Genomic DNA, 21,085 nt, shown 5'->3' on the forward strand with positions numbered 1-21,085 from the left:
TATGTTATTTTTTTATTTAACATATTAGAGGATATAGATGATAATTACTTATATCTCCTGTTGTTTTGACTTCCTGAGCGTATTCTTGACTGTAGCTTTGAAAATTATTATACATCCCAACTAAATTAGCTCCGGTTTCAGTTTCAACTATTTGATTATATAAATTATTTTTTAAATTTAGAGTATGTTTAGCATATTTTTGTGTTGCTGCTTCCCAATTATCTACGGTTAAAGTAATATTCTGTTTCAAATCAGAAAAATTAACAAGTCCATGTTTACTGATTCCGGCTATGATTTCTTCAAAGCCTTCGACTATTCCATTAATGCCTAGATATTTTGTAACTTTTTGTTTGGCAAAATTATATAAATATGATGCCCATTTTTCTGATTGTGATAGTTCTGTTTTTTTACCAGGAAGTACCATTGTTGTTTTTCCCAAATGCTTATTAGTAATATTAATAAGATTATGTTTTGCATTATATATCTTAGAATGGGTAGCTAGCTCTTTTATTGGAGTTGTTACTTTTCCGGTAAATAAATTTTTTTCTATGCCTCTTTCAATTATCGGTTTTGAGCCAGGGCTGTCAAAAGTTGTAGATTTATTAAAATGTAGGTTGCGAGAATGTATTTCTACTAAGGTTAAATCTGCAATTATTGCTCCAAGTGAATGACCGCTAGTATTAAAACTATATTCTGTGGCTTTACTTAAGCCGCCTAATTTGTTAATTATTTCATTAACAAAATCCTGAAGTGGAGTTAGTTTAGTAGGTAAATAGTGCAGAGCGATAAGCAAATCGTCTAATAAATCATATATATTGAATTTTGTGCCGGCACTAGCAATATGAACTTCTTTAGTTTCTTTATTTATAAATGCAACGGCTTTATAATCATATTTAGCAGTGCTGATATTATCACATGAAGCAGTCAGTATTTCCCAGCCGCTATCTGTTAATTGTTCATTGACCTTTGATGCGTTTAGCTTATAAATATTTAAATTATCTGTTTTATATGCGAGGTCTAACCCTATATAAGCAAGCTTTTTAGTGCTAATATGTTTAGAATTTTTGTACGTAGGCATATCTACCTCTTTTTGATCAGTATTACCATAAAATATGGTCTTTTCTAAAAAATGTCAAGTCAAATATTAATGCTTGTTAAGCTAAATGCTTATTAATCTATTATTAAATAAAGATTGACATTGGATTACTTTTTTTATATAGTGCACTTGCGTTGTATTTAACAACCACAAAATATGGTAACTTAAACAAGGAGATATATTATGTTTACATTATTAAATAAATTATTCGGAAATAATAAACCAATTACTTACTTATCTTTAATCGAAAAAGCAAGAGCAGATTATAGTTTTTATACAAAATTAGCATCAGGAAGCTTTCTTGCAGGAATAAGTAGTTTTTTTTCATCTAGTAGTTGGTTAAGCAAAATACCTTTAATAACAGGGGCTGTTTTTGGTACTAGTTATGGGGCAAAAGGCATTATGGATAGTAATGAACAAATAAAGTTTTTTACTCAAGCTCATGAAGTAACTAAAGTTGAAGAGTATTTGGCTACTGCGGGGTTAGGAAGTTTTATATACGGTACTGCTGTAGATAAAAACGGTATAGATATATTTACCGGTAAATATATTGAAGGAACAAACGGTAAGATAATATCTAATGCAATAACTCGCGTACCAACCTTAAGTTTAACGGAAGACGGCGTTGGTTACAAACATAATGGTGGCTATGAAATAGTAGAATCAACAGATCGTGCGCTATATCAGGAAATACCTGGCATGAAAGGACAATATACAAGTAAATTAGTTCCAGAGACTAGTATTCTTCCTTTACATGCTTGTATTATTCAGCAGCTAATACAACAAAATGGCTATTCAAGTGAAGAGATTGAAAAAGCTTTAAGTTTAAGCACTGTTGCAAAGAGAGAAAGTTACAAAAATAAGCAATTAGCAGAATACAAGCCAAATTTGACAAGTAAGTTATGGCATGGTACAGAAAAAGCTATGCAAAATAAAGAAGTAGAACTTTCACAAGAAATACAGAAATATGCTGAAATAAATGAAGCTTATGAAGTATTATTTAATTATCATACTTCCAGTACTAGTGAAGAACAAGAAGAGAAGTTTTATAGCTTTGATTGTAATAATCTTAATGATGATCAAACTCAAATCTTAGGAGATGAGGGAGATGCAGGATATATATCTGATATTGCCTAGTAACTAAATACAAAATTTTCTAGAGAGTAAGGTTATAGATCTGTAACCTTATTCTTTTTTATTTAATAACCTCTTTAGCTCTCCTTTCAAAAGCTATAATCATTTTTTCGGTTGCTTTGGTAAAATAAGTGCCGATTAATTTATCCAGTATTACGGATTTCATTTTAAAATCAATAAAGAATTTTAATTCAGTTCCTGTCGTGCATGGAACAAATTGCCAAGTACTTTTTAAATATTCAAAAGGTCCTGAAATAGCTACCGTATTAATCAAATATATTCCATTATCTGTTATTTCGCTTGTAACTCGTGAGTTATATTTTTCTGAAAAGCCTTTTAACTGAATTACTAATTCAGCAATAACCTCTTGATTATTTTCTGAAATAATTCTAGAAGCAGAACACCAAGGCAAGAATTTAGGATAAGATTTTACATCCCAGACCAAATCAAACAATTCTTGCGGTTTATAGGGTAAAATTTTAGTATGTTGAAGGCAAGGCATTAGAAATCTGTGACTTTACCTTTATGCTGCCAGTCCCCGTATCTTGTAGGTTCTAGACCTTTAACACCGCCAATTTCTTTTTCTTTTGGTAAATTTTCTTTTTCTGATATATTAATAGACATCTTTACAAACTTCGCTTCTAGAGGTAATTTAGACGTCGATCCGGTACTCGCATCCTCACGTATGTCCATATACGCTGTGGTGCTGCGTTCCGTGTCTCCTGTAAATTCCTCTCTATAAGCTGGTTTGGAAAGATGTCTATTATCTTTTTTATCGTCCATAGTACTAAATATATGAAATATAACCGTATTTATATTAATAGTCGTTTAGCTGAAAATAGCAAGATAGAATTAGCAAGTGATCATGTTCATTATGTTAAAACAGTGCTACGTCTTAAAGTAAATGATGGCTTGCGTCTCTTTAACAGTACGGATGGAGAATTTCTAGCACAAATTAACGATATAGGTAAAAATAACCTATCGGTTAGACTTAAAGCACAGTTAAAAAAGCCTTATACAGAATCTACGTTAACTCTTGCTGTTGCTATAATAAAGCAAGATAAATTAATGCTTGCAATAAATATGGCTACGCAACTCGGTATAACTAAAATTATTCCGTTAATTACTAGACGGTGTCAATTTAGATCAGTAAATATCGAACGTTTAACGAAATGTGTTATTGAGGCAACAGAGCAATCAGAACGTCTTACTCCCCCGATAATTGAAAAAGCTATCACAATACAAGATTATCTAAAAAAGAATAATAATTTGATGTTATATGCTAATGAACATGAAAAAGAAGAAAATTCTATATTACGAATTTCATCATCATTTAGTAATAGTGATATAACTATTATTGTAGGACCGGAGGGAGGCTTTACTAATGATGAGCTGGAATTTTTTGCCTCATATAAGAATACAAAATCTATAAGTTTAGGAAGTAATATATTACGTGCTGAAACAGCAGCAATAACTGCTATAGCACAAGTGAGGTTGTTAGGTCGTCATTGCGAGGAAATTGCATAGCAATTGACGAAGCAATCTCAGGAGTTTGTTATGATTTTATGAGATTGCCACGCAGCCTACGGCTGCTCGCAATGACGAAAAGGTAGAGTTACTTCACCTTTTCTATTCCGGGTTTACAAAATAGCTTACCTAAATAAAGGAAAGAATATACACCACAAAAACCTATAATTATATAAAGTATTGTAACAATAATTGAAAATGAGTCCAATAAAAGTGTGACTAAATTAAAATTAAATAATCCGACTAAGCCCCAATTTATGGCACCTATAGAAGATAATAAATGTACAGTAGTAATAAGCGGATTATTAGAAGTATTTATTAACATATTTAAGCTCCTTTTAGTTAAACGTAAAAGACCTTGTTGCGTGGCTCATACCTCTGTCATCCCACAACTTGATAGCGGGGTCCAGTTAAAATACTAAAATTACTAGTATTATGGGTTACATTTTTGGATCCTGTGGTGAGGCCTCGGGATGACATTGTGTGCGTTTTCCGAGCCATGCAACAAAACTAACGTAAAATAATCATTTCTCATTTTGAGCTATATAAATTTTATAATTCTATAATTTATTAATCCTTCTTAAAAGTTTGATATATTACAGGTATAACAAAAATTGTAAATATAGTACCGATGCTTAATCCTCCAACTATTACAAAGCCTATAGAATTACGAGCAGCAGCACCGGCCCCGTCTGCAAAAACTAGAGGTAAAGCTCCGACTACGGCAGCAAGAGTAGTCATAAGAATTGGACGCAAGCGAAGTTTTGAGGATTCTATTATAGCTTCTTGAACCTTTACTCCTTTTTCTCTTAGCTGATTAGCAAATTCTACTATCATAATAGAATTCTTAGTAATTAATCCAATTAAAGTAATAAGTCCGATATTACTATACATATTAAGGCTATTACCGGCAAGCCAGAGAGCAAGTACACCGCCGGTTATTGAGAAAGGTACGGCAAGTAATATTAATAAAGGGTCAGTAAAGCTTTCAAATTGAGCTGCAAGCACTAAATAGATAAATATAAGAGCAAACACAAATGTTATAAGCATATTACTGTCTGCCTCTCTCATTTGTTTAATTTCTCCGATATATTCAATTATAGTATTACTAGGATCAATTAACTTAGCAGCTATTTTATTGATTTCATTAATTGCATCATCAATTTTTCCGTCAGGAGCAAGATCGGAAGAAATAGTAACGGATTTTGAATGATTATAATGACTATATGATTTTACTGATATTTTTTCCGTAATATTGGCTATCGATTCAAGCGGTAACATATTATTATTTTTTGTTCTGATTAAAATTTTACTAAAATCGCTAATATCTTTTCGATCTTTTTGATTAGATTGTAATATAACGTCATATAAATCATTACTCATTCTAAAATTTCCGATTTGTTGACCTGCAAGTAAATATTGTACCGTTTTGCCTATATTTGCCAAATCCATTCCGTATAAATAAGCCTTATCACGGTTGACTTCTATACTTATAGTCGGCATTGCCGATTGTAAATTTCTATTGACGTTTAAGAAAATAGGATTTGTTTTCATTATATCAATAAATTGTTGTGATATTTTATCTAGATCATCATATTCAAGGTTCGTTTGAATAGTAAACTCGATAGGGCTACTTGCATTCCCGCTAACCATTGAACGTGGATCCATAGCGCAAATCGACATGCCCGGTATTTCAGAAAACTGCTTATTTAACATATTCTTAATAGTTTCTTGGGAACAAGAACGCTCACCCCAATTTTTTAGAGGAATGAATCCAAAAACATTATCGCTACCGTCTGCACCTATTACCATCAGATAACCTAATATATCTTTATAATTAGCAAGGATTTTTTCGGCTTCTTTCACTACTTTAGTAGAAGATTCTAAACTAGACCCTTCAGGACCTTTAAGAGAAACTTGTAAAAATCCATCATCTTCTTGGGGTACGAAAATTTTTTGAGTAAATTTAAAACTAATAATCAGCACTATAAATGATGATGCAATAATGATGACAAATTTCTTTTTATTGTCAAAAGTTAGCTTTAGATAGTAAATATATTTATTTTGAATAAATTGTAGAATGTCGTTAAACTTTACTAAGAATTTCGGTAAGTCCGTATTATGTTTTGTAACCATACGACTTGACATCATAGGAGTTAAAGTTAAAGCAACAAATCCTGAGAACAAAACACAAAATGCTAAAGTCCAAGCAAATTCAATAAATAATTTCCCGATAAAACCCTCTATAAAACCTACGGGTAAAAATACGGCAGCAAGCGTAATAGTCATAGCAATGATTGCAAAGCCGATTTCTTTAGAAGCAAGCATAGCCGCTTCCATGGGTTTATGCCCCATTTCATTATATCTAAAAATGTTTTCAAGCATAACTATCGCATCATCGACCACTAAACCTATAGCAAGTATCATAGCAAGGAGCGTAAATATATTAATAGAAAATCCAAAAGCATACATTACGCTAAAAGTACCGATCAACGATACCGGAATCGTCACAAACGGAATTAAGGTAATTTTAGCAGAAGCAAGAAATAAATAAGTGACTAAAACTACTAATATTAAAGCTTCAAAAATTGTTTGAAATACTGCATAAATTGATGCTTTTACAGGCGTTGCTCCATCATATGCGATACCCATGCTTATTCCTTTGGGCATGGATTCTTTAATTCTTTCTAGTGCTTTAGTTACTTCATGTGATAAATCTATGACGTTAGCTTTTGATTCTTTTATAAGACCAAGGGCAATAGAGCTTTTGCCGTTATATCTAAAAATTATGTCCTCATCGGGAGAAGTTAAAGATATTTTTGCTATATCTCGTAATTTTATGATACCTCCGTTTTGTACTTTTAGAATAATATTACCGAATTCTTCCGGTGTAGATAAAGAACCTTCAAGAGTTACTATAAAATTATTACTTTTTGTTTTAATCGTACCTGCGGGATAATCTTTATTTTGCTCTTTTATTGCGGATTCAATCTCCAATAAAGAAATTTTATGTTGATATAATTTTTTAGAATCGGGTTCTATTCTCATTATATATTCCCGACCGCCGTAAATTTGTGACTGTCCTACACTTTCAAGTTTATCTAACGGTGTTTGTAGATTATCTTTGACGATCTTTGTTAATTCTAAATCGCTATATTGATCACTTTCAACGCTTATGAAGAGGCTTGGGAAACTATCGGCATCAAGTTTTGCAACTGACGGGGTTTTCATATCTTGTGGGAACATATAAGTGATATCCGATATTTTGGCGCGGACATCGTTTAGTGCTACTTCAATATCGGTAGATAATAGAAACGATAAAGTAATACTACTTTTGCTGGTAGAACTTTGAGAAGTTATATAATCTAAATTTTTAACCGTCTTTAAAGCTTTTTCTATACGTGTCGTTATTTCTTGCTCCATATATAAGGCATCGGCACCTGTATAATGAGCTTCGACATTTATAATAGGAACTGAAATATCCGGAGTGCTTCTAATTTGTAGTTTTGTAAAAAAAATTGCTCCAAGAGCTACGATAACCAAATTCAAAACTGTAGCAAAGACAGGGCGTTTAATACAAATTTCAGACAATAACATTGGATTTAATATATTTTTCTTTAAAAATTTTATTCTAAATTAATGTGAATAGCGAATTATTACATAATCTGCTATTCGGTTAGAAATATTCTATATAAAAGGTGAAAGACGGTTTCCACTTTTTATGTAAATTAAGTATATATTGTTTTTTATTAAAAAACTTATAATTTTTTATAGAGTAGAAAATTAGTTTTTGTAATTTACTACTGACAATAAATTAGGGTTTTAATGATAAATTTTCACTTTAATTACTTGATTAAGATAGTTTTAACAGTATAACTGATGTAAAATGGCTACATTTTTCTATAAATTAATATAATAACGTATATATTTTAAACTTTGTAAATAACTGGCATTTGCAGTATGTGGGTAGTTTGTTATAATTAACTCACATAAAAAATATATTGATGTATATTATTGCCAGTTGTATATATTGTTTTATAAAAAAACATTAATGCATATTAACCTATCAAAGGAGAATTAATTTTATTATGAGTACACATAACAAAAAAGAACAAAAAAGAATGAATAAAACCGAATTTATAGCATTTATGACCGACCATGGTCATAATCATAAACATGCTTCACATAAAACATTAACAAAAGCTGAGGCCGAGAAAGCACTTAATTTAGTTCTTGATAGTGTGATTAGTGCTATAAAGAGCCACCATAATATTAATATAACAGGTTTCGGTTCATTTGAAATACATCATAGAAAAGCACGTGAGGGTCGTAACCCAAAAACCGGAGCAAAAATGAAAATAGATGCTTACAATCAACCTACTTTTAGAGCCGGAAGAAAAATGAAAGAAGCTTGTAATTAAAAGAAGTAACGTATTTACAGTACTAATAATTTCCGAACCCCGTTACAAGCTTGCGGGGTGGCACTAGAAAAACTGGCTCATGCAACAATGCTCTGCAAAAGCCGGAATGATATAGAATACTTCTTAAGTACAATTCATAACGATATTACAACCATTGATAATTGAACGCCTAGAGTTTAACTTAAAACATAATAAGCTATACAATAGTTGGCTTATCGAAGCCGAAAATATAGAGCAAGCTTTAAAAGATTTAGAAGAGTTTATATATATTAAGCTTTTTAAGAATAGTATTCCTCTTGAAAACAATCCTGATTATCATTTCATCGCTAGGGAAACTTCAGCTACATCTAATGCTAAAAATATTTCTATTGAACAAATAAGAAAATTACAAGACTTCTTAAATAAAACTTCTGCAATTTCAGGTTATAAAGTTGCAATAATTTATTCGGCGGATCTTATGAATTTGAATGCAGCGAATTCATGCTTAAAAATTCTTGAAGATGCACCAAAGAATAGTTACATTTTTTTAATTACTTCAAGAGCTGCAAGTATTATTTCTACAATTAGATCAAGATGTTTTAAAATTAATGTTAGATCATCTATCCATCATACTAAAAACGAATTATATTCTGAGTTTATTCAGTCGATAGCAGATAACAAAACGTTAGATTTCATTAATCGCTTTACTACTAAAGACCGAGAATTATGGCTAGATTTTATTGATAATTTATTATTATTAATGAATAGAATCCTTAAAAAATCTGCCAATGTTAATATTGAACTTCTAGATTTAGAAAATAAGATTTTTAATAAACTATCAAATAGACACCCTTTGTATTTACTGCAAAAATTTACCGACATAAAAAAGTTAATATATAATACCATTGATTATGATTTGGACTTAAAAACAAGTTATATATTAGTGGTGAATGAGTTTTCTAGTAATTAACACGATATCACTACGTTCCTTTCTATGTTATCCATAAAACAACAAAATATATTGAGAGAAATATACTCCTTTTAAAAAAAATAGTTAATAGATATTCAAGATAGAAAGCGGTTTCCCTCTAGAATATAAATTTAATTTATGTTTTATTTTGACTATTGTCCATTTACTCGTAGTATATATTAGGTTTTAGGAACTTTATAAATTAAATTATTTGCATGTTTAAAACTTTAACACAAAATTTAACGAAGATTTTTGATAAGCTAGTTAGCTCAGGCATTTTGACGGAAGCCCAAATAGATGCTGCTATGCGGGATATAAGAGTGGCTCTTTTAGAGTCAGATGTTGCATTACCGGTGATAAAAGATTTTATAGCGGAAGTTAAACAGAAAGCTTTAGGGCAGGAGGTTATTAAGTCTGTTTCACCTGGACAGATGATAATTAAAATTATCCATGAAGAGATGATCAATCTCTTAGCTTCAAGTGAAAGTGAGACAAAGCTAAATTTAAATTCAAAGCCGCCCGTAAATTTCCTAATGGTAGGGCTGCAAGGGAGCGGTAAAACTACGGCGAGTAGTAAGCTTGCTTTACAGCTTAGAAATCAAAATAAGAAAGTTTTACTTGTTTCTTTGGATACTTACAGACCGGCCGCACAAGAGCAACTCGCTATACTTGCAAACTCAGTACAGATTAATTCATTACCTATTGTGCAAGGTGAGAAACCCCTCGATATTGTCAAAAGAGCTATTGCCGAGGCTAAAATTTCTGCTTATGATGTCGTAATTTATGATACGGCAGGTCGTACACAAATTGATAAAGCGATGATGGAGGAAGCGCTTGCAATAAAAAAGATAGTGGAGCCTACAGAAACTTTGTTAGTAATCGACAGTATGACAGGGCAGGATGCAGTAGTTACGGCAAGTAGTTTTAATGAAAAGTTAGAAATTTCAGGATTAATTTTATCTAGAATTGACGGCGATTCCAAGGGTGGTGCAGCACTAAGTGTAAAATATATTACTAAAAAGCCGATTAAATTTTTAAGTAGCGGTGAAAACCTAACTGATTTAGAAGAATTCAATGCTGAACGTTTAGCTTCTCGAATATTGGATATGGGTGATATTATCTCTTTTGTTGAAAAAGCAGCTGGTATCGTTGATAGAGAAGAAGCCGAAAAAACAGCAGCTAAATTAAAAAAGGGTAAGTTTGATTTAAATGATTATCTTCAGCAAATGAGAAGTATAAAAAAAATGGGAGGTTTTGGAAGTATACTTAGTATGTTACCGGGTAGCGGTAAAATTATGGATCAAATAGATCAATCAAAGTTAAATAGTAAAATAATTGAACATCAAGAAGCAATTATTTTATCTATGACGCCAAAAGAACGTAAAAATCCTGATATAATTAATGCTTCTCGTAGGAAACGTATAGCCGCTGGAGCAGGAACTACGGTACAAAAGGTAAATATTTTGCTAAAGCAATATAAACAAATAAGCGAGATGATGAAAAAAGCCGGTAAAATGAATCCTAAAAATCTATTACGTAGTGGAATTGGAAAATTGTTTTCTTGAATTTATATTATATCTACATTATGTCATTCCTGCGAAGGCGGAAATCCAGTCAAGTATATAAAAACAAGTGTTTATATGGTTATTTTATCAAGTATGTAACTTCTGTAGCAATATTGAAGTTATTTTTCTGGATTCCCGCCTACGTGGGAATGACATCGCGTAGGTTTTCCGGTCCATGCAACAATGCCGACTTGATCGCGGGATCCAGTTAAAAATACTAAAATTATATGGACCCTGTGGTCAAGCCACGGAGTGACCTTTTCCTTAAGTTGACACCCATGTGTCTTTGCAGGAATGACATCGACTGTTTTTTTTTAACTATCCGGTAGTATAATAAGTAACACATATTGACCTAGTATTAAATTTAATTAATTTTTAATTTCAAAGCATTTGCAAAAAATGTATAAATATTGATCAAATAATTGGCACTATCTTTTAAATCACTACCACTACCATGCCTACTATCCACACTTTCTAGAAAGTAAGTTTTAGTATTTGGGTTTTTCTCAAGCACATACTCAAAAATTCTTCCATGCCATGGGTGTACACGCTGCTCTAATACTGAATCTGTAATTAACACAGCTGGGTATTTTTGCGTTAAAGATAAATTCTCTAGCGGTGCATATTTTTTGATATGTACTAAATCTTCTACTTTTGCTGGATCACCATATTCTGTAACCCATGAATGTCCTGCTCCGAATTCTTTATATCGTATCGTATCAAGTATCGGCACTTCAAATGCTATAGCTCCAAATAAGTCAGGACGCTGCGTCATTGCAACACTTACTAGCAATTTGCCGTTACTTCCTCCTTTAATGCCTAATACTCAGGGCTAGTAATATTTTGCTTTATTAAATCCTCTGCTACTGCAATAAAATCATTCAAGCCGGTTTGACGTTTTATTCCTTGAGCCGCCTTATGCCACTCAGGACCAAACTCTCCGCCACCTCTAATATTAGCAAGAACACTAACCCCGCCATGTTTAACCCATACTTCATTTTCCATGCGAGAGAAATATGGAGAGTTGATTACTTGAAAACCGCCGTATGCTTCAAGTAATGTTGGATTCTTACCATCAAATTTTGTACCTTTTTATAGACAATAAAATATGGTATTTTAACTCCATCCGAGCTTGTAGCTTCCTTTTGATCTACAACATAATTTTTGCTATCAAACGGATATAAAGGCTTTCTAATAACTTTTAATTCATGAGTTTTATTCCATAAATAGATAGTTGGAAGAACTATAGAATTTTCTATAGTAATTAATGCATCTTCTTCCTCATCATCAGACAACATACCAAAAATTGTATTTTCATAAGGCAGTTTAAAAGTTACCGGTTTTGTCCATTCATTATTTTCTAATGTAAATGTGACTACTTTTGAAATAACATTCTTATAGCTAGTTAAAAATACCGTATCTTTAGTCATTCCTACAAAATACAATACTTCCCTCTCTGTTGGGATAAATAATATTTTTAAGCTAGCTTTATAGCTATCTTCTTTTAGAAGATCAGCGTAGTGTATAGCAACAAGTGAACCTGTTTTATATTACTATCTTTAAATTGCCAATCGGAACGCAGTAGCCAAAATACATATTCTTTAAAAGAACCTTCAGGTGTTGCATCTGATGGCATATTTATTTTTTGTAATTTTAAGCTCTCATCTTTAGTATCTAAAATATAATTATCGTAATTATAAAAATCCTTATCTGCAGATATAAATATTAAAGATGAAGAAATATTATCGGATAAAGCTTACTGGCTGATACACGTATATAATTCTGTGGTATTTCAAATAGTTTTTTGGCTTTCTCTATAGGTTCTCCTCGCTTCCATATGTAGAGCGAGCTAGGATATAAAGAGTCAGTCACTTCCTCTTGATGCAAAACTGGATTAAATATAATAGTATCTTGATCAACCCAAGTAGGGACAGTAAATTTACCTTCTAGTAATTTTCCGCTACTTGTTTTTGGCTCAAAACCATTTTTTACAAAATCTTTTTTCTCTAAATCCCACGCTCTAAAAAACATCTAATCCTTACCGCCAAATGATATGGTAATTAAGAAACGATTAGGGTTTTGAAAACGATCACTCCCACCTCAATACATTACTTTTTTACCGAGTTTTTTGGATAATTTATCAAAATCGATTAGAACTTCCCAATTTGGTTTATTTTTCGAATAATTCTCAACCAATGTCCCCTACGCCATAACCCTTGCGGGTTTTTATAATCCATCCAAAAATTATACACGTAACCTTTACGTATAGCGCCAAAAGGAGTTTTTCTTTGATCATAGCAAACAGATTCTATTTCTTTCTTAACTACCTTATAAGTAGGCATAGATTGGCAAGTCTTTTCTGTTTTATCAGTACGCTCTTTTGCCCATTTTAGAGCTTCAGCTTCTTCTAGAAATTTAGTGTCTTTTGGGTTATATATTTGTTCATTATTACTTCCCATAGCTTGAACACAAAAAGTTAATAAAAAAATTATAAAATAGTGGGTAATTTTTTTTCATAATTTTAATAATATCTATTAAATTAAAAGCTTTATTTAAAGTTTTCTTTGAATTAGAATAGTGTTTTATCATACACCTTGAATAAAACCTAAGCTAGCACTAGCAAAAATACAAAATATGAGAGTTATGGCTAATGATTTAAGTATTTATATTCATTGGCCTTTTTGTTTGTCAAAATGTCCGTATTGTGATTTTAATTCTCATGTGGCAAGTACTATAGATCATAATCAGTGGCTTAAATCTTATGAAACTGAAATTGAATATTTTAAGGATATTATTCAAAATAAATATATAAAATCTATTTTTTTTGGGGGCGGTACTCCCTCTTTAATGAATCCTGTAATAGTTGAAGGAATAATAAATAAAATCAGTAATCTAGCAATTATTGATAATCAAACCGAAATAACTCTAGAAACTAATCCCACATCCTTTGAAACTGAAAAATTTAAAGCATTCAAAGCCGCCGGAATTAATCGTGTTTCAATAGGAGTGCAATCCTTAAAAGAAGACGATTTAAAAAAATTAGGTAGAACTCATGATTGTATGCAGGCCATTAAAACAATTGAGGCGGCAAATACGATTTTTCTACGAGTGTCATTTGATTTAATATATGCACGTAGCGGTCAGACATTAAAAGACTGGCAAGAAGAATTAAAACAAGCTATGCAGCTCGCTACCTCGCATATTTCTCTTTATCAATTAACTATCGAAAAAGGCACGCCGTTTTATAAATTATTTAAGGAGGGTAATCTGATTTTGCCGCATTCAGATGCGGCAGCTGAAATGTATGAATGGACGAATCATTATCTAGAATCTAAAAAGTATTTTAGATATGAAATATCCAATTATGTTATGATAGGGCATGAATGTTTGCATAATTTAACTTATTGGAATTATAATAGCTATTTAGGTATAGGCCCCGGAGCTCATAGTAGAATCATTGAATCCTCAAGTTCGGTATCGGCAATTATGATGTGGCATAAACCTGAAAAATGGTTAGATTCGGTTAAAACAAAAAATGTTGGTATTCAAACTAATACTAAGTTAACACATCAAGAGATTATTGAAGAAATGCTAATGATGGGTTTACGCCTTAGCAAAGGTATAAATATTTCTACATTAGAGCAGAAATTAAACACGAAATTAGAGAATATTTTAGATATGAATAATCTTAAGCATTATCAAGCGTTAGACTTAATTAGACTAGATGAAAATATCTATCTTACCGACAAAGGTTTAATGCTGCATAGCTACATAGTACCTAGATTGATTATATGAAAATTATTCAAGTAATTTTAAAGTTTATAATTATTTTTATTATTTCTTCTATTCATGTTATGGAATGTAAACTTGAGTTTAAAAAAGATATATGTGAATGGTGTTGAGTATGATCAAAAAGTCAGAAATCCAATTACACCGATAGCAGATGCTATTAAAGCAGATAATATTGATGAAGTAAAAAAATATTAGATGAGGGATATGGAGTAAATCAACCATACTTGGGCTGGACTCCTTTAGATTATGCTATATCGAATAATAATATAAAAAAATTGCCGATTTTTTATTAAAGTGTGGTGCATCCATGAATTTAATCCATATAAATATAGGATTTATGAAGCCGGAAATTGCCGAACTTTTAATTAATCAGGGAATGAGTCCTAATTTAAGATATGAAGACGGTATTACCGGAATGATGTTAGCCGCAGAAAGAACTAATCTTGATTTAATAAAACTTTTGCTTAAGTTAGGTGTTAATCCTAATGTTCAAAATTCTAAAACCGGAATGACTTCCCTTATTATGCATCATCATATCGTAATGTTGAACCTACTCGTATTTTATTAGAATATGGAGCAGATCAAAAAATTAAAGATTTCAAAGGGAAAAGAGCTTTAGATTGGATAGCGATGGATGCTAATAGAACTTTACATGCTTCTGACGCAGAATACTATACTGCTTTATTTGTTGCTCCATTTAAAAATAAACTGAAAATTATAAAAGAAAGAAATAGCATAAAGACTCAAAACAAAGAAAAGAAAAAAGCAATAAAAAAGCTTCTCAATTCTCACCGTTAAATTTTTGTAGTGTTTCTATTTATACTTCACAAGTTAGGGTAAAAACCTATCTTAATTTTCTGCCTTATGTTCTGTCTCTGTCATTGCAAGAAAATTGCATAGCAATTGACGAAGTAAGGAAGAGAAAAAATTCTGATTTACAGAATTTTTTTATTATTTTTTGGGGAGTGCCATGCAGTCTACGACTGCGATGTTGTTGCATGTATCGGACAAACGCATGCGATGTCATGCTGTGGTTAGACTATTATACTATAAAAACAACTTCTGATACTAATAATTTTAGTATTTTAAGCTGGGTACCGCGATCAAGTCGCGGTATGACAACTGAAAAATCGATCCATGCAACAAGATCCTATCTACTGGACAATTACCACTATTCTATGAATGCTTGCAATGACGTTTTTACGTAATTTACATAAAGCCGTCTGGTGTGATGGTTATTATACCCATATCCAAGGTTGAGCAGCATTTGCTAATATATCTTGGTTTATATCTTTCACTGACTATATTCTAATAAAATAACGGTCTTCTCTATCCCATTTAGGACTATAGCTATCTCTTTTATGTAAAACCGTTTTATTGCTTAATACAACAATATCATCGGACGTAACATATATATAGTTTTGCGTAGATTTTTGATCTACGATTTCTCTAATTTGATTTAAAAACCCTGCTGCTCTTTGTGTTTCAGGAATAGCATCCATTTTTATTCTGCTATAATAACCGGTAACATGTTCACTAATAAAGGGAGGTCCTTGCTCACTATTTTACATGAAAAAGAATCTGCACTTATTACTGTAAATTCATTACTAAGCCCGATTAAGATATCTTGGTAGCTCAATTGGTTTAATATATCTTTAAGGCTAATATACACTATAGGTAGATTCTCATGTCCTTTATGTACAATCCCAAAAATTAAATAGTCAACTATAGGAGATAAGTTATCACTCTTCTTGGTCATTTTGGACGGTATGCAGCATCTACATGCCAATCTCAATCATTATACGGCGATTGAGAGCTACGTTCATTATGAGAATTACGTCTTGGTGCTACTGCTCTAATAATATTCTTATCTTCCTCTTTATATAATACAGGCAAACTACCAATTATCCCTATTACTCCATACATATGATAAATTAATTCTTCTATTCCGCTAATCCGTACCTCACCGTCATAGGGAGTCATTATATTATAATTTTTTTGATCGATATTTTTTATATGTATAATTTCTGCATTATTATTTACGGCATCTTTAATTTCTTTTGTATAATTTACATATTTTGTTTCTAAAAATTTTTAAAAAATACAGTAGATTTATATGGATTTTTAGTAAAATTGTTTAAAACCTCATCACTATTAATATTAAAATTTTTTAGATAAATTTCCTTTTTCATAATTTATCTAAATCTTTTTTATAACTGAGTTCCAATTTTTAGAAGCACTAATAATACCGAACGGATCTACATATTTTGTATCTACTAAATATAAATCTTTGTTTTCTTTCAACCAGCTAGTTAATCTAACGATTTTATTGTTTAAATTTTCTAATTTTGCTATACAAGTTTTTTCATCTAAAATTTTCCTCCAAACATCATAGCACGCATTATTATAGTCAATATTAGTATCTTCAATGATGAAATAATCCCCTTCTTCAAAAATATTATTATGAAAATATTCTAAAATACCTATAGTATTAATATGAGCATCTTCTATTCAAAGTATAGGATGTACTATTTCAGATATTTTTTCTTTTGGGAATATTGCCTCTACTTTATTGGAATCACCTTGTAAAAATTCTATTCTATTATCTTCTTTTACGGCTTGATCAATATTTTCAAAATCGATATCTATACTAATAACTTTACCGTCTTTTACCGATAAACTTTGTATATCTGCTAACCAAAGGGCAGAAGCTCCTTTAAAACTTCCAAATTCAATTATGGTTTTGGGTTTTAATGCTTGAATTAAGCCTTGAGTAGTAACAATCTGAAAAGGACTTTTTTGTAATGGTATATTTTCCCAATTAATATCACAGCTATTTTCAGCGATATAATACCAAAACGATTCAGGTATATCACTGACTGAAATTCTATTATTTATAGATACAAACCTTTTTGATTGTACTGTATTATTTAGGAAATTTAACATATGTCTTCAACCTTAAGTTAATATAATTATTATAACACATACTTTAGATTCTAAAATCAATAGTTTTTTAAATTAAAAATAAGAAAAGAAATTTTGATAACTATATTTTAATTTTGCTTTTCCTTGGATTCCCGCTTTCGCGGGAATGACATAAAACGCATTTTTCAATTCAGACAACAATGCTTATAGTTGCTCGCAATGACAATGTCTGGTCTTAGTTAGCAATATCATTAAGATAAATATACTTCCTTATCTAAAGTATCTTCGCTGTTATCTATAATCATAGTAATTGTTGCATCGCCGGTAATATTGATAGTAGTACGTAGCATATCAAGTATTCGGTCAATACCAGCAATAATTGCTACTCCCTCTATAGGTAAGTGAACCGAAGAAAGAACCATAGGAAGCATTATCAAAGAGGCACCGGGAATACCGGCACCACCGATAGATCCAAGTGTTGAGGTGAGAATAATTACTAAATAGTCGTGAGGAGCAAGTGTTACTCCCATCATCTGAGCAAAGAATATGGTGGTAAGAGATAAATTTATAGCAAAGCCGTCCATATTAATTGACGCACCTATCGGAAGTACGAACGAAGTACTAGACTCTGAAATGCCAAGCTTTTCACGACAAACTTGCATAGTAGTTGCAAGAGTCGCCTTACTACTTGAAGTAGAAAAAGCAAGTATCTGATACTCAAAACTTTTCTTATAAAAAGGTATAGGTGAAACACGACAGAATACACATATAAGTAAGCCAAAAACTAAATATTGGAATGTCATCGCCACAACTACCGCTACAACAAGTTTCGATAAACTAATCATTACCTCAACTCCCTGCATGCCTACAATCCAGCCTGTTAAAGCAAAAGCACCGTAAGGGGATAATTGAATAACAAACGATATCATTTTTAATATTAATTTTGACATTACATGAATTAAATCAGTAATAGGTTCACCGATAGATTTCATTTTGTTTAAGGTAATTCCAACAAAAATAGCAAAAAATACAACTTGTAAGACATCACCGTTTGCAAAAGCCCCAACAGCATTATCAGGGACGATATTTACAAAAAAATCAACTATATTAAATGAAGTTCTGCTTGTCGTTCCTGAAGAGGTGAAATCTATATGTACGCCTACTCCTGGCTTTAATACTAAGGCAACAGTGAGTCCAAAAACCGTGGCAAAAAAAGTAGTACCTAAAAAAGCGGCTACCGCTTTCATTCCTACTCTACCAAGAGCAGAATTATCATTCATACTAGTGATACCGGAAACCAAACTGAAGAAAATTAAAGGGGTAATGATCATTTTTATCAAACGTAAGAAAATGTCACCGATAGGTTTCATATAATTAACATATTGTGGTAAGTATATACCAAATATAATACCTAAGGTTAACCCTAAGGTAACTTTTTGCCATAATTTCATAATTTACTTACTTCATTTTTAAATTTACTCAACTAAAAATTTATTTATTATTTTGGTCAATCCATTCTAAGTACTTTTGAAAGCCATAGTCAATATTTATTTTTATTATTTGCGGTAATTCATAATTATGAATTTCAAGGAGTTTATTTTCAATTTCGTTATAATTAGAAGATTTTGTTTTAATTACAAGTCTATATTCAGTTTCTAAAGTTACTCTACCATCCCATCTAAAGTAACTTTTGACATCGTCAATTTGAATGCAGGCAGTAAGATTTAATTCTAACAAAACAGATGCTATTTTCTCAGCAATTTGTAAATCATTAGTAGTAGTTAAAATTAAACAGCAATCTTGCATGCCTAAACCTCAACAAAACAATTCGGTGTTTCATATAGTTTGAGGCTCGTTACGAAGAAGTTTTGACTTACGAAAAGTTTAGGAAAAATTTCATTCTTTAAATGTGTCGCTATATTTTCTGCAGTCGGGTTATTTTGCATGTAATATATTTTTTGACCGGTACAATTTTCTATTTGCTGTCCCATTTCCTTATCGTCTTGATGTAGGATTAAGCTATGATCAAAATTTTCATCAATCCATTTTTTAGCTAAATCCTTAATTAAACCAAAATCGATTACCATACCAAGTTTATCGGTTTTGTTTGCGGCTATAGCGATCTCAAGAACATATCGATGACCATGCAGGAATTGACATTTATTTTGATGTTCTATAATTCTATGTCCTGCATCGAACTCAATACGACGAGTACATTTTATCATTATTATATACTTCCTTTCTTTGAATGATTTTACTTTTTTTTCAAAGAGTAAAAACGGGACCACGTCATTGCGAGGAAAATTACGCAGTAATTGACGAAGCAATCTCAGGAGTTTGGTTATTATTTCATGAGATTGCCACGCAGCCTACGGCTGCTCGCAATGACAATTTTTTACAAATTTAACAATAACTTTTCAGGATTCTCAATAAGCTGCTTAATTTTTACCAAGAACGATACTCCTTCTTTCCCGTCAATTATACGATGATCGTAAGATAAAGCTATATACATCATCGGACGTATTTCAATTTTACCGTCTATAACTACAGCTCTTTCCTCGGTTTTATGTAAGCCTAGAATACCTGATTGAGGAGGATTAATAATCGGTGTAGATAATAATGAGCCATATACGCCTCCGTTAGAAATCGAGAATGTCCCACCTGACAAATCAGTCATAGAAAGCTTACCCTCACGAGCTTTTTTAGCCAAAATTCCTATAGCTTTCTCCACTTCGGCAAATCCCATTTTATCGGCATCCCTAACAACCGGTACAACAAGCCCTTGCTCTGTTCCGACAGCTACACCTATATCATAGTAATTTTTATATACTAAATCATCGCTGTCTATTTCAGCATTTACCGACGGAATAAGCTTTAAAGCTTCAATTGTTGCTTTAACAAAGAAAGACATAAACCCAAGTTTCACAGCGTGCTTTTTCTCAAACTCTTCTTTATATTGATTACGCAAAGCAATTACTTTTGACATATCGATTTCATTAAAAGTAGTCAAAATAGCTGCTGTATTTTGTGAATCTTTTAAACGCTGTGCAATAGTTTTACGTAAACGTGACATACGAACACGCTGCACTCTTTCTTCATTAGATTGACTTATTGCAGGAGCAGAAGTAGCCGTAGTGTTTATTGTTGCAAGCACATCACCTTTGGTAATTCTACCGTCTCTACCTGTTCCTTTTATATTATTGGGGTCAAGCTTATTTTCGGTAACTAATTTTTGTACAGAAGGAGCAAGAGTATTATTAGCTACGGCAGGTTTTTCTACAGGCTTTTCTGAAGTAGGTTGCGTTACTGCTTGAGCTTTAGCAGATTCATTATTAGTACCGGCAGTATTTGCAGCTGCCCCTTCATTTATTTCGCCTATTTCTTCGCCAACTGCTACATTTGCACCGTCAGTTTTCGATATTTTACCTATAGTACCGTTGCAAGGCGCATTAACTTCTAAAGTCACTTTTTCGGTTTCGATTTCTAACAGTAATTCATCGGTTTTAACCGAATCGCCTTCTTTCTTATACCATTTGGCAATAGTTGCTTCCGTTACGGACTCCCCAAGCGATGGTACTATAATTTTAACGCTCATAATTTATTTTACTCCTATATTTGTTGTATAGCATCGCCCTGTATAGTTTTATCGTCACTGCAAGAAGACACTATAAGCGTC

At 31.7% G+C, this 21,085-nt stretch carries 22 protein-coding genes and 2 pseudogenes; 9 read left to right on the top strand and 15 right to left on the bottom strand.

Going from position 1 to position 21,085, the window contains the following annotated elements; translation table 11 throughout:
- Positions 1-16: 16 nt before the first annotated feature.
- The gene (locus RGRA_RS0101610) at positions 17-1,078 is read right to left on the bottom strand and encodes a hypothetical protein (protein ID WP_017443381.1); all 1,062 of its coding nucleotides are present in this window, start codon (positions 1,076-1,078) and stop codon (positions 17-19) included.
- Between the two features lie 201 nt (positions 1,079-1,279).
- On the opposite strand from RGRA_RS0101610, the gene RGRA_RS0101615 reads away from it, so the two are divergent.
- Positions 1,280-2,233, top strand: coding sequence for a hypothetical protein (locus tag RGRA_RS0101615; RefSeq protein WP_017443382.1), 954 nt, complete (start codon positions 1,280-1,282; stop codon positions 2,231-2,233).
- Positions 2,234-2,291: 58 nt separating this feature from the next.
- Here RGRA_RS0101615 and RGRA_RS0101620 read toward each other — a convergent pair whose 3' ends face one another.
- Positions 2,292-2,732, bottom strand: a complete 441-nt coding sequence (locus RGRA_RS0101620; RefSeq protein WP_017443383.1) for a type II toxin-antitoxin system RatA family toxin — start codon at positions 2,730-2,732, stop codon at positions 2,292-2,294.
- A complete protein-coding gene (locus tag RGRA_RS0101625; protein ID WP_017443384.1) occupies positions 2,732-3,013 on the bottom strand; it encodes a DUF1674 domain-containing protein in 282 nt (93 codons plus the stop codon). The genes RGRA_RS0101620 and RGRA_RS0101625 overlap by 1 nt, the downstream gene beginning before the upstream one ends.
- A gap of 12 nt (positions 3,014-3,025) precedes the next feature.
- Here RGRA_RS0101625 and RGRA_RS0101630 point away from each other — a divergent pair, with 12 nt between their 5' ends.
- Positions 3,026-3,757: a 16S rRNA (uracil(1498)-N(3))-methyltransferase gene (locus RGRA_RS0101630; protein WP_024547234.1), complete on the top strand. Its 732-nt coding sequence runs from the start codon at positions 3,026-3,028 to the stop codon at positions 3,755-3,757.
- Positions 3,758-3,845: 88 nt separating this feature from the next.
- Here RGRA_RS0101630 and RGRA_RS0101635 read toward each other — a convergent pair whose 3' ends face one another.
- Positions 3,846-4,082, bottom strand: coding sequence for a DUF378 domain-containing protein (locus RGRA_RS0101635; protein WP_024547235.1), 237 nt, complete (start codon positions 4,080-4,082; stop codon positions 3,846-3,848).
- Between the two features lie 245 nt (positions 4,083-4,327).
- Positions 4,328-7,354: an efflux RND transporter permease subunit gene (locus RGRA_RS0101640; RefSeq protein ID WP_017443308.1), complete on the bottom strand. Its 3,027-nt coding sequence runs from the start codon at positions 7,352-7,354 to the stop codon at positions 4,328-4,330.
- A 491-nt stretch (positions 7,355-7,845) separates the two neighbouring features.
- Between RGRA_RS0101640 and RGRA_RS0101645 the strand changes: the two genes are divergently transcribed.
- The 3 genes from RGRA_RS0101645 to ffh all read left to right on the top strand — a co-directional run bounded on the left by RGRA_RS0101645 (position 7,846) and on the right by ffh (position 10,692).
- Positions 7,846-8,178, top strand: coding sequence for an HU family DNA-binding protein (locus tag RGRA_RS0101645; RefSeq protein ID WP_017443309.1), 333 nt, complete (start codon positions 7,846-7,848; stop codon positions 8,176-8,178).
- Between the two features lie 154 nt (positions 8,179-8,332).
- Complete coding sequence (locus tag RGRA_RS0101650; protein ID WP_017443310.1) at positions 8,333-9,127, top strand: DNA polymerase III subunit delta'; 795 nt, start codon at positions 8,333-8,335, stop codon at positions 9,125-9,127.
- 215 nt (positions 9,128-9,342) lie between these two features.
- On the top strand, positions 9,343-10,692 hold the full coding sequence (ffh, locus tag RGRA_RS0101655; RefSeq protein WP_017443311.1) for a signal recognition particle protein: 1,350 nt from the start codon (positions 9,343-9,345) through the stop codon (positions 10,690-10,692).
- A gap of 364 nt (positions 10,693-11,056) precedes the next feature.
- Here ffh and RGRA_RS10155 read toward each other — a convergent pair.
- Positions 11,057-13,151: pseudogene (locus RGRA_RS10155) on the bottom strand (prolyl oligopeptidase family serine peptidase).
- Positions 13,152-13,326: 175 nt separating this feature from the next.
- On the opposite strand from RGRA_RS10155, the gene hemW reads away from it, so the two are divergent.
- From hemW to RGRA_RS12245, 3 genes and pseudogenes are all read left to right on the top strand, one after another.
- Entirely contained in the window at positions 13,327-14,487 is a 1,161-nt protein-coding gene (hemW, locus tag RGRA_RS0101685) for a radical SAM family heme chaperone HemW (protein WP_017443315.1), read from the top strand.
- 221 nt (positions 14,488-14,708) lie between these two features.
- Positions 14,709-15,052, top strand: a pseudogene (locus tag RGRA_RS08380) (ankyrin repeat domain-containing protein).
- Between the two features lie 62 nt (positions 15,053-15,114).
- The gene (locus tag RGRA_RS12245; protein WP_017443318.1) at positions 15,115-15,282 is read left to right on the top strand and encodes a hypothetical protein; all 168 of its coding nucleotides are present in this window, start codon (positions 15,115-15,117) and stop codon (positions 15,280-15,282) included.
- Positions 15,283-15,785: 503 nt separating this feature from the next.
- On the opposite strand, the gene RGRA_RS12065 is transcribed toward RGRA_RS12245, so the two are convergent.
- The 8 genes from RGRA_RS12065 to RGRA_RS0101745 all read right to left on the bottom strand — a co-directional run bounded on the left by RGRA_RS12065 (position 15,786) and on the right by RGRA_RS0101745 (position 19,634).
- Entirely contained in the window at positions 15,786-15,986 is a 201-nt protein-coding gene (locus tag RGRA_RS12065) for a carbon starvation induced protein CsiD (protein ID WP_017443319.1), read from the bottom strand.
- Between the two features lie 2 nt (positions 15,987-15,988).
- On the bottom strand, positions 15,989-16,243 hold the full coding sequence (locus tag RGRA_RS13075; protein ID WP_017443320.1) for a hypothetical protein: 255 nt from the start codon (positions 16,241-16,243) through the stop codon (positions 15,989-15,991).
- A 32-nt stretch (positions 16,244-16,275) separates the two neighbouring features.
- Positions 16,276-16,467 carry a hypothetical protein gene (locus RGRA_RS0101715; protein ID WP_017443321.1) on the bottom strand — a complete coding sequence of 64 codons (192 nt, stop codon included), beginning with the start codon at positions 16,465-16,467 and terminating at the stop codon, positions 16,276-16,278.
- A 101-nt stretch (positions 16,468-16,568) separates the two neighbouring features.
- A complete protein-coding gene (locus RGRA_RS13080) occupies positions 16,569-16,676 on the bottom strand; it encodes a hypothetical protein (RefSeq protein ID WP_017443322.1) in 108 nt (35 codons plus the stop codon).
- 319 nt (positions 16,677-16,995) lie between these two features.
- Positions 16,996-17,430, bottom strand: coding sequence for a CmcI family methyltransferase (locus RGRA_RS13085; RefSeq protein ID WP_017443324.1), 435 nt, complete (start codon positions 17,428-17,430; stop codon positions 16,996-16,998).
- Positions 17,431-17,660: 230 nt separating this feature from the next.
- Complete coding sequence (locus RGRA_RS0101735; RefSeq protein WP_017443325.1) at positions 17,661-18,860, bottom strand: dicarboxylate/amino acid:cation symporter; 1,200 nt, start codon at positions 18,858-18,860, stop codon at positions 17,661-17,663.
- A gap of 40 nt (positions 18,861-18,900) precedes the next feature.
- On the bottom strand, positions 18,901-19,215 hold the full coding sequence (gene cutA / locus RGRA_RS0101740; RefSeq protein WP_014408264.1) for a divalent-cation tolerance protein CutA: 315 nt from the start codon (positions 19,213-19,215) through the stop codon (positions 18,901-18,903).
- 2 nt (positions 19,216-19,217) lie between these two features.
- On the bottom strand, positions 19,218-19,634 hold the full coding sequence (locus RGRA_RS0101745; RefSeq protein ID WP_004996555.1) for a 6-pyruvoyl trahydropterin synthase family protein: 417 nt from the start codon (positions 19,632-19,634) through the stop codon (positions 19,218-19,220).
- A gap of 23 nt (positions 19,635-19,657) precedes the next feature.
- Here RGRA_RS0101745 and RGRA_RS11660 point away from each other — a divergent pair, with 23 nt between their 5' ends.
- Complete coding sequence (locus tag RGRA_RS11660; protein WP_017443326.1) at positions 19,658-19,816, top strand: hypothetical protein; 159 nt, start codon at positions 19,658-19,660, stop codon at positions 19,814-19,816.
- Here the strand turns inward: RGRA_RS11660 and odhB are convergent.
- Positions 19,805-21,004 (bottom strand): 2-oxoglutarate dehydrogenase complex dihydrolipoyllysine-residue succinyltransferase, encoded by a 1,200-nt coding sequence (odhB, locus tag RGRA_RS0101755; RefSeq protein ID WP_017443327.1) that lies wholly within the window; start codon positions 21,002-21,004, stop codon positions 19,805-19,807. The genes RGRA_RS11660 and odhB overlap by 12 nt on opposite strands.
- Between the last annotated feature and the right edge of the window lie 81 nt (positions 21,005-21,085).

Origin of the sequence: Rickettsia gravesii BWI-1 (assembly GCF_000485845.1) — a bacterium.
Taxonomy (GTDB): Bacteria; Pseudomonadota; Alphaproteobacteria; order Rickettsiales; family Rickettsiaceae; genus Rickettsia; species Rickettsia rickettsii.

Coding starts and splice junctions, on each gene's coding strand:
- RGRA_RS0101615 (WP_017443382.1), top strand. CDS start 1,280: ATGTTTACATTATTAAATAAATTATTCGGAAATAATAAACCAATTACT.
- RGRA_RS0101625 (WP_017443384.1), bottom strand. CDS start 3,013: ATGGACGATAAAAAAGATAATAGACATCTTTCCAAACCAGCTTATAGA.
- RGRA_RS12245 (WP_017443318.1), top strand. CDS start 15,115: ATGGATGCTAATAGAACTTTACATGCTTCTGACGCAGAATACTATACT.
- RGRA_RS0101715 (WP_017443321.1), bottom strand. CDS start 16,467: ATGACTCCCTATGACGGTGAGGTACGGATTAGCGGAATAGAAGAATTA.
- RGRA_RS0101745 (WP_004996555.1), bottom strand. CDS start 19,634: ATGATAAAATGTACTCGTCGTATTGAGTTCGATGCAGGACATAGAATT.
- RGRA_RS0101640 (WP_017443308.1), bottom strand. CDS start 7,354: ATGTTATTGTCTGAAATTTGTATTAAACGCCCTGTCTTTGCTACAGTT.
- RGRA_RS0101645 (WP_017443309.1), top strand. CDS start 7,846: ATGAGTACACATAACAAAAAAGAACAAAAAAGAATGAATAAAACCGAA.
- RGRA_RS12065 (WP_017443319.1), bottom strand. CDS start 15,986: ATGGATGCTATTCCTGAAACACAAAGAGCAGCAGGGTTTTTAAATCAA.
- RGRA_RS0101735 (WP_017443325.1), bottom strand. CDS start 18,860: ATGAAATTATGGCAAAAAGTTACCTTAGGGTTAACCTTAGGTATTATA.
- odhB (WP_017443327.1), bottom strand. CDS start 21,004: ATGAGCGTTAAAATTATAGTACCATCGCTTGGGGAGTCCGTAACGGAA.
- RGRA_RS13085 (WP_017443324.1), bottom strand. CDS start 17,430: ATGTTAAATTTCCTAAATAATACAGTACAATCAAAAAGGTTTGTATCT.
- RGRA_RS0101610 (WP_017443381.1), bottom strand. CDS start 1,078: ATGCCTACGTACAAAAATTCTAAACATATTAGCACTAAAAAGCTTGCT.
- RGRA_RS0101620 (WP_017443383.1), bottom strand. CDS start 2,732: ATGCCTTGCCTTCAACATACTAAAATTTTACCCTATAAACCGCAAGAA.
- ffh (WP_017443311.1), top strand. CDS start 9,343: ATGTTTAAAACTTTAACACAAAATTTAACGAAGATTTTTGATAAGCTA.
- RGRA_RS0101630 (WP_024547234.1), top strand. CDS start 3,026: ATGAAATATAACCGTATTTATATTAATAGTCGTTTAGCTGAAAATAGC.
- cutA (WP_014408264.1), bottom strand. CDS start 19,215: ATGCAAGATTGCTGTTTAATTTTAACTACTACTAATGATTTACAAATT.
- hemW (WP_017443315.1), top strand. CDS start 13,327: ATGAGAGTTATGGCTAATGATTTAAGTATTTATATTCATTGGCCTTTT.
- RGRA_RS13075 (WP_017443320.1), bottom strand. CDS start 16,243: ATGACCAAGAAGAGTGATAACTTATCTCCTATAGTTGACTATTTAATT.
- RGRA_RS11660 (WP_017443326.1), top strand. CDS start 19,658: ATGATTTTACTTTTTTTTCAAAGAGTAAAAACGGGACCACGTCATTGC.
- RGRA_RS13080 (WP_017443322.1), bottom strand. CDS start 16,676: ATGAAAAAGGAAATTTATCTAAAAAATTTTAATATTAATAGTGATGAG.
- RGRA_RS0101635 (WP_024547235.1), bottom strand. CDS start 4,082: ATGTTAATAAATACTTCTAATAATCCGCTTATTACTACTGTACATTTA.